7 protein-coding genes and 1 pseudogene are annotated in these 7,333 nt (G+C 65.4%); 4 read left to right on the top strand and 4 right to left on the bottom strand.

Features of this window, described 5'->3' with window-relative positions; genetic code table 11:
* Positions 1 to 405 (bottom strand): annotated as a pseudogene (locus BH95_RS29550) (hypothetical protein); the annotation flags it as partial.
* Positions 406 to 520: 115 nt separating this feature from the next.
* On the opposite strand from BH95_RS29550, the gene BH95_RS14000 reads away from it, so the two are divergent.
* Complete coding sequence (locus BH95_RS14000; RefSeq protein WP_037182767.1) at positions 521 to 1,297, top strand: class I SAM-dependent DNA methyltransferase; 777 nt, start codon at positions 521 to 523, stop codon at positions 1,295 to 1,297.
* Here the strand turns inward: BH95_RS14000 and pepN are convergent.
* Complete coding sequence (pepN, locus tag BH95_RS13995) at positions 1,287 to 3,737, bottom strand: aminopeptidase N (protein ID WP_037182764.1); 2,451 nt, start codon at positions 3,735 to 3,737, stop codon at positions 1,287 to 1,289. The genes BH95_RS14000 and pepN overlap by 11 nt on opposite strands.
* A 75-nt stretch (positions 3,738 to 3,812) precedes the next feature.
* Here pepN and BH95_RS13990 point away from each other — a divergent pair, with 75 nt between their 5' ends.
* Genes BH95_RS13990 through BH95_RS13980 form a run of 3 tightly spaced genes read left to right on the top strand, consistent with a single transcriptional unit; the run spans position 3,813 to position 5,008 of the window.
* Positions 3,813 to 4,022 carry a hypothetical protein gene (locus BH95_RS13990; RefSeq protein WP_019666470.1) on the top strand — a complete coding sequence of 70 codons (210 nt, stop codon included), beginning with the start codon at positions 3,813 to 3,815 and terminating at the stop codon, positions 4,020 to 4,022.
* Positions 4,023 to 4,047: 25 nt separating this feature from the next.
* Positions 4,048 to 4,578 carry a Clp protease N-terminal domain-containing protein gene (locus BH95_RS13985; protein WP_037182761.1) on the top strand — a complete coding sequence of 177 codons (531 nt, stop codon included), beginning with the start codon at positions 4,048 to 4,050 and terminating at the stop codon, positions 4,576 to 4,578.
* 49 nt (positions 4,579 to 4,627) lie between these two features.
* Positions 4,628 to 5,008, top strand: coding sequence for a phage holin family protein (locus BH95_RS13980; protein ID WP_037185144.1), 381 nt, complete (start codon positions 4,628 to 4,630; stop codon positions 5,006 to 5,008).
* A 39-nt stretch (positions 5,009 to 5,047) separates the two neighbouring features.
* Here BH95_RS13980 and BH95_RS13975 read toward each other — a convergent pair whose 3' ends face one another.
* Both BH95_RS13975 and BH95_RS13970 read right to left on the bottom strand, forming a co-directional pair.
* Positions 5,048 to 5,917 carry a 1,4-dihydroxy-2-naphthoate polyprenyltransferase gene (locus tag BH95_RS13975; protein WP_020112502.1) on the bottom strand — a complete coding sequence of 290 codons (870 nt, stop codon included), beginning with the start codon at positions 5,915 to 5,917 and terminating at the stop codon, positions 5,048 to 5,050.
* 58 nt (positions 5,918 to 5,975) lie between these two features.
* Positions 5,976 to 7,313: a hypothetical protein gene (locus BH95_RS13970; protein WP_037144873.1), complete on the bottom strand. Its 1,338-nt coding sequence runs from the start codon at positions 7,311 to 7,313 to the stop codon at positions 5,976 to 5,978.
* Positions 7,314 to 7,333 lie beyond the last annotated feature (20 nt).

Below are 7,333 nucleotides of genomic sequence, written 5' to 3'. Positions count from 1 at the left end.
TGCAGCGACGGCCTCGTGTTCGAGGGCTGCGATGGTGGCATCGGATGCTTTGCCCAGCACGGCGGTCAGTACCTGGATCCGCGGCCAGTCGATTCCGCCGAGGACGAACCGCAGTGCTGTGAGCGGCATCCGCGACAGCTCTTGTCCGACGGTCAGCAACGGTCGCGTGGCGCTCTGCGACAGGCCCAGCGTCACCGCCACCTCGGTGACCACCTGCGCCAGAACGGTCAACGGATCACCACCAGTGGTGTCGGCGTCGGTGAGGCGGATGTCGGCGATTTCGCACACCGCTTCCACCGTTCTGGCGCGGGCGATGTTCTCCTGTACCCGGCATACCGCGGCGTAGCCTGCCAAGCCGGCCACGCATGCCGTACTCGATCCCGCCGAAACCCCCGTATCGAACATACTTTCGAATATACCGAGAGGGTCCGACACGAACCGCAGAAAGCCGGTTCGACCTGCGGTTTCCCTCGAAAAGCGCTGGAAGTGCACCGCGCCACGGGTGTAGCGTCCGGCCACTATGACAGTGAACAACGATTCCACCGACGATCCGATGGACGGGTGGTTTCCGGAAAGCGTGGCCGCGCGATACGACGATCCAGGAGGCGAGAACGATTCTGCGGCAATCGATCCGGCGGTGGAACTGCTGGCGCGGTTGGCGGATGGACCGGTCCTGGAGTTCGCCGTGGGGACCGGACGGATCGCTGCACCGCTGGCGTTGCGCGGGCTACGGGTGAGCGGCATCGAGCTGAGCGGTGCCATGGCGTCGAGAATTGCAGCCAAACCTGGTGGAGAGTCGGTCGAGGTGCATATCGGAGACATGACCTCGACACAGGTCGACGGTGAGTTCGACCTGGTGTGTCTGGTGTTCAACACGATCGGAAATGTGACCACTCAGGACGGGCAGGTGGCCGTGTTCGAGAACGCCGCATCCCACCTACGTCCGGGTGGACGATTCCTAGTCGAAGTCGGGGTGCCGGACGTGCGCCGGCTACCGCCCGGTCAAGACACGGTCCCGTTCGCGGTGAACGATGCGGGCGACGGCGGTGGGTATGTCGGGTTCGATCGGTACGACGTCGCCACGCAACAGTTCACCTCGACTCATGTGACGGTCTCCGGTGACGGCTCAGGGTCTTTCCGCCGCATTCCCTTTCGTTACGTCTGGCCCGCCGAGCTCGACCTCATGGCCCGGATAGCCGGGATGAGGCTCGAGAGTCGGTGGGCCGGTTGGGATCGGTCGAATTTCACATCGGACAGCGTCAAGCACGTGTCGGTCTGGCGGAAACCTACCGGTTGAACGCCCGACGCACGCGAATACTCCGGGCCAAGTGATCACGCTGCTCGACGACGAGCCTGCGCAACGCGGCCGGTGCCCACTCGTGGGCCGTGAGCCACGCGTCGGCGGCGTCGGTCGAATCCTGCTGCGGGAACAGGCCTACGACGAGCCGGCGGGCGATCTCGATGCTGCGGGTCGACCACAGGTCGGCTATGACGTCGAAGTAGCGATCGTCGAACGAGGACAACAGCTCACGGCCGCCGGCACGGAAACCGGCAAGTGTGGCGTCGACGGCGTCGTTGGACAGTTCGTCGGAGTCGATCACGTCGGCCCAGGCCCGTGCCTTCGCCTCGGGCGTCGGTTGCGCGGCGACGGCGGCACGGTAGGAGTTTCGGCCGGAGGACGTCGCGTCCGTGTCCAGCTCGGCATCGAGGCGCGCCACGGTGGTACGGCCGAGGGCGCTGAGCGAACGCAGCAACAGCCATCGCTGCTCGGAATCGAGATCGATTCCCTCGATCGGCAAGGTGCCGCCGACGACGCGCTCGATCTGCCCGGCCCGAACATCCGACCTCTGCGACGCCGACGCCACCGCTCGGAACCAGACGATCTGTGCGTCACTGCCCGGGTCCGCGGTTTCGAGCCTGCTCCAGCACGTTGCGAGCCAATCCGCCGCCGCCGAGCCGGTTTCGGGCAGATAATGATCGACTGCGTACTGGCTGTTCGCCACCACCGCGCCCGCGATGCCTACCTTCGGCTCCGATCCCGCGAATCTCGACGCGATGTCGAGGTAGATCGCGGGGTCCAGCTCGGCGTCGCGCGTCGCATTCCACAGTGCCGACCACACCAACCCGCGCGCCAGGGGATCGATCAGACGCCCGAGCGATGTTCTGATCGTCTCCAGCGAGCGGTCGTCGAAGCGGATCTTCGCGTAGGTGAGATCGTCGTCGTTCAGCAAAGTCAGTGCAGCGCTGGGTAGATCGACGGGTGTGGTTGCATCGGTGATGTCGATCTCGTGACGGCCGGTCCGCACGAGGTGTCCGTCGGAGTCCTCGTCGTACAGTCCTATGGCGAGGCGGTGCGGACGTGGATCGGTCTGTTCGACGGCGGATCCGGTGTAGGACAGCGTCGACACGCCCGTCGTTCGGAGCCAGGCCGACGCCCATTCGTCGAGGTTTCGTCCCGACGCCGCCGAAGCGTGGGTCAAAAGATCCGCGAGCGTGGTGTTCCCGTAGGCGAATTCCGCGAAGTAACGCCGCGAGGCCTCGAAGAACGCGTCTTCGCCGACGTATGCGGCAAGTTGTTTGAGGACGCTGGCCCCCTTGGCGTAGGTGATGCCGTCGAAATTGAGCTTCGCTGCTTCGAGGTCCGGAATGTCGGCGACGACGGGGTGCGTCGTCGGCAGTTGGTCCTGAAGGTAGGCCCAGGCTTTCCGACGGTTGGCGAAGCTCACCCACGCGTCGGAGAATCGCGTTGCGCGAGCCGAGGTGAACGCGCCCATGAAGTCGGCGAACGATTCCTTCAACCACAGATCGTCCCACCACTCCATGGTCACCAGGTCGCCGAACCACATGTGCGCCATCTCGTGCAGGATGGTGTTGGCGCGTTGTTCGTACTGCGCTTCCGTTGCCGCGGAACGGAACACGTAGGACTCGGTGAACGTGACGAGGCCAGGATTCTCCATTGCGCCCAGGTTGTACTCCGGGACGAAGATCTGGTCGTACTTCCCGAACGGATACGGGAAGTCGAACGCATCGTGATAGAAGTCGAGGCCCTGCTTGGTGATCTCGAAGATGTCGTCCGGGTCGAAGTGTTCGGCAAGGGATGCGCGGCACAGCGCAGCCAACGGTACGGTGAGTTCTCCTCGCTGCCAGGAAGAGTCGACGCGGTGGTACGGCCCGGCGGCGACGGCCGTGATGTACGTGGAGATCGGCAACGTGGGTTCGAACGTGACGGTGGAGCCGGATCTGGTGCCGGTGCGGTTCGACAGCACTTGCCACTTCTCGGGCGCCTGTACCTCGAATACGAACGGCGCCTTGATGTCCGGCTGCTCGAAGTTCGCGAAGACTCGTCTGGCGTCGGCGGGCTCGTACTGCGTGTAGAGGTAGACCTCGTTGTCGGCGGGATCCACGAACCGGTGCAACCCCTCGCCGGATCGGCTGTACCGACCCACTGCGTCGACGACGACTACATGGTGGCCACCGAGGCCGATGAGTCCGATGCGCGAACCGTCGTGGTCGACGGGGACGGGTGTGCCGTCGACGGTCACGGAACGGACCTCGGGACCGATGAAGTCCAACCATGTCGCTTCGGTGGTGGCGTCGAACTCGAGGGTCGTGCGGGTGCCGAAGGTGGTCGCCCCGGCTTCGGATGCTTCCCGCAGGTCCAGCTCGACCCGATACGACACGCCGGTGATGTGGCGGGCGCGGCGTCTGGTCTCGGTTCGGGTCAGGTTCGCGGTCATGGGTTCCACCCTAAGGGAGTGGCATTGTCGTCAACCAGGGTTGACAACAGGGCAATGTCAACTTAAGTTGACGACATGACGGAAGCAACGACTCTGGCGGCTGCGGCAGGTAGCCCCGATCCGAAGGAAGGGCTCCGGGCGGTACTGGCCCTACGGCGACTCCTCGAGCGGCTCGAAGCGATTCAGGTCACGAACGCACGCAGGCAAGGCTGGTCGTGGCAGGCGATCGCCGACTCGCTCGACGTGAGCAAACAAGCAGTGCACAAGAAGCACAACAACATCTGACGCACGACACGTAGGGAGGACGGCGATGTTCGAGAAATTCACCGACGAGGCGCGGATGGCAGTCCTCGCCGCGCAGACGGAGGCCCGAGAACTGCACGCGACGCGGATCGAACCCGTGCACGTGTTCCTGGGCGTGCTTTCCTCTGCCGACCGCGACCTGAAGGCCGTACTCGAAGACGAGGGATACACCCGCGATTCGGTGCGTACGTCGTTACCCGACGGCGGCGCCCTCGGCGCGAGCGATGCCGAAGCGCTCGGTTCGATCGGGATCGATCTCGATGCAGTGCGGGCAAGCCTGGAAGCGTCGTTCGGTGCAGGGGCACTCGATCGACCACGGAGCGAGAAACGAGGATGGCTCGGGCGCAGGACGGGGCACCTCGCGTTCGCGTCGGCATCGAGGAAGGCACTGAAACTGTCGTTGGTGGAGGCACTTGCCGCCAAGGACTCCGAAATTCGCTGCAAGCACGTCCTGCTCGGGTTGATCAGAGCCGGAGATCTCGAGCGGAACGGAGTTCTCGACGACCCGGACGGATTGCGCGCGCGTCTCGCGTCGTGACCGGATTCGAGTCCTGGGGCGAGGATGTGTGCTCGCATAGGGTGTGGGCATGACATTCCTGGTACGGCTCGTCATCAATGCAATTGCGATCTGGCTCGCGGCGCAGTGGGTCGACGGCATCGACCTGGCCAGCTCCGGGCGCGGCACCGGATGGGACCTGGTGGTCCTCGCGGGCATCGCCGCGGTGTTCACGATCGTGAACGCATTCATCAAGCCAGTGGTCAAGCTGCTGTCGCTACCGCTTCTGATTCTGACGCTCGGGTTGTTCACCCTGGTCATCAATGCCCTCATGCTGATGCTCAGCGCGTGGATCTCCACCGCCACCGATTACGGTCTGCTCATCAGCGGATTCGGCGCAGCGTTCTGGGGCGCGTTGATCATCTCGATCGTCAACTTCCTGCTCGGTGCGTTCGTTCCCGAGGAGCGCTGAGCCCCAGCAGGCTGGGCGACAGACAGACAGAGAGGCAGGCTAGGCGACGGCGAGTGCGATGCCGGTCGTGAGTCCCCACACCAGCATCGCGAGCCCGGAGTCACGTAGGGCGGGGATCAGCGCGAGGCCCGTTGCTCCGGACCGGACCGGCTTGTTCGCCCGAGCGGCGAGCGGCAGTGCGATCAGAGCGATCAGGGCCCACGGTGTGCGCGCGACGAGCGCTACGGTGACCGCGAACGGAGCGACGACCAACGCCAGGTGCACGAGGCGAGTCCGGGTGTCTCCCAACCGGACCGCGAGTGTGTTCTTGCCGGAATCCGGGTCGGTGTCGATGTCCCTCAGATTGTTGGCCACCAGAACTGCGCTCGAGAACGAGCCGACGGCCACCGCCGAGACAACACCGGCCCAGTCGATCCGGCCGGCCTGAACGAACTGAGTTCCCAGCACCGCCACCAGACCGAAGAACACGAACACTGCGATCTCGCCGAACCCGCTGTAGCCGTAGGGTTTGCTGCCGCCGGTGTAGAACCATGCGCCTGCGATGCAGACGACGCCGATGACCACGAGCCACCACGCGGATGTCGCCGCGAGGACGAGCCCGGCGACGGCGCCGACGGCGAAGCATCCGATGGCAGCGGACTTGACTGCCCTCGGCGACGCGACACCGGAGCCCACGAGACGCAACGGCCCGACTCGCTCGTCGTCGGTCCCACGGATGCCGTCGGAATAGTCGTTGGCGAAGTTGACGCCGATGATCAACGCGAGAGATACGACGAGCGCCAACACTGCTTTCCACCACACGGCCCCATCGATCGACGCCGCCGCGCCGGTGCCGACGAGAACCGGTGCAATGGCGTTCGGGAGGGTCCGCGGGCGTGCGCCCTCGATCCAATGTGCTGTGGTGGCCATGGCTCGATCCTTGCCTATCGACTCCGAGCGCGTGTCGGTGAGGTACCGAGCACGCCGATCACGGGAACGGTAGGCGCGGAATCGGGGGTAGTTGGATCTGAGGCAGCTCGATACGCGGAAGCCCGAACGGGGCAGGCGGTGGCGGGGGAGGCGGCGGAGGAGCCACGTAACCGCCGCCGTAGCTACCGCCACCGTAACTACCGCCACCGTAGCTACCACCGCCGTAACTACCGCCACCGTTGCCGGAGTGCGGCGCAGGTGCTTCGGGGTCCGGTTGCGGCGCCGCGGTGGTCGTTGCCGTGACAGTCGGCGCGACCGGCGGTGCGGACTTGTCGGCTGCAGACGCCGTCGGCTCGTCGGACGCGGTCACCTTCGTCGTCGACGCGGTGTCGGCGATGGTGGTCACCGGGGTACCCGCCACAGTGCGGTCGGTGCCGTCGTCGGGCCACACCATCCAGGACAGAAAGCCGATGGCGACGATAGACGGCAGGCCGAACCTGAGCAACGGCGTCAACAACGTGCGAGCACTGCGTTTCGCGACCGTCGGCGCGGGCGGTCTGGCACCGTCCACCCTCGTCGCGTACAGCGCAGCACCCTCGGCGGCCATGAGCTCCGGGGCGTCGGGCACCACGACGGGAATGCGAAGGTAGCGACTCAGGACGTCCCGGATGAGCGGAATTCGTGCGCCGCCGCCGATGGCGACGACGACCTCGGGTGGTATCTCCGACATCTCGGCCAGATCGCGCAGCGCGATGGCCGTGCGCTCGGCGGGGCGGATGATCTGGAGGTCGAACATGCGCCGATCCATCAATCGGAACTGACCGTCGGAGGTCTGCGTCGCCTCGTGGGTGGTGAGGGCTTCCTTGATCTCCCGGCTGAAATCCAGCAGTGAGGCTTCTTCCTCGTGGTTGCGAGGTTCCGCGAGGATGTCGAGCGTCAGCAGGTGTTCACGAACGGTCCAGTCGATGGACGAGCCACTGAGCTCGTTGGATCGGGTGGCCGCGTAGATCGTCCCGCTGTCGATGTCCGCGATGGTCATTTCCAAGCCGGTGGCGCCCAGGTCGTACAACGCGACCGTGCGATATCGGAACTCCGGATCGGCCCGCAGCTTCTCGATGGTGCCGGAGATCTCCGAGATGATGTGCACCTCGGAGACGTACTCCTCGACCAGCGCGGTCTTGAGGGCGGAACTGTAATCCGGGTCCGGGAAGGCGACACCGAGCGACGTCGGTGCATCCGGCCGATCGACGATGGCGCGAATTGCGTGCGCGACGTCCTCGGCGTCCGGGACGGACCGCGCCGACGGGAAAGTCTCGACGGTGAACGAATGCCCGTCCGACGTCCGGACCGCGCGGATGCCGCTCGCACCCATGGACATGCCGACTGACGAACCCATCGTTGCTCGTGGCCTCCCGT

It is taken from the genome of Rhodococcoides fascians A44A, from assembly GCF_000760735.1.
In the GTDB taxonomy this organism is placed as follows: domain Bacteria; phylum Actinomycetota; class Actinomycetes; order Mycobacteriales; family Mycobacteriaceae; genus Rhodococcoides; species Rhodococcoides fascians_E.
The sequence above is the reverse complement of the archived record's forward strand: the minus strand, read 5'-3'. Positions and strand labels throughout refer to the sequence as shown.

Coding starts and splice junctions, on each gene's coding strand:
- BH95_RS13980 (WP_037185144.1), top strand. CDS start 4,628: ATGACATTCCTGGTACGGCTCGTCATCAATGCAATTGCGATCTGGCTC.
- BH95_RS13985 (WP_037182761.1), top strand. CDS start 4,048: ATGTTCGAGAAATTCACCGACGAGGCGCGGATGGCAGTCCTCGCCGCG.
- BH95_RS14000 (WP_037182767.1), top strand. CDS start 521: ATGACAGTGAACAACGATTCCACCGACGATCCGATGGACGGGTGGTTT.
- BH95_RS13990 (WP_019666470.1), top strand. CDS start 3,813: ATGACGGAAGCAACGACTCTGGCGGCTGCGGCAGGTAGCCCCGATCCG.
- BH95_RS13975 (WP_020112502.1), bottom strand. CDS start 5,917: ATGGCCACCACAGCACATTGGATCGAGGGCGCACGCCCGCGGACCCTC.
- BH95_RS13970 (WP_037144873.1), bottom strand. CDS start 7,313: ATGGGTTCGTCAGTCGGCATGTCCATGGGTGCGAGCGGCATCCGCGCG.
- pepN (WP_037182764.1), bottom strand. CDS start 3,737: ATGACCGCGAACCTGACCCGAACCGAGACCAGACGCCGCGCCCGCCAC.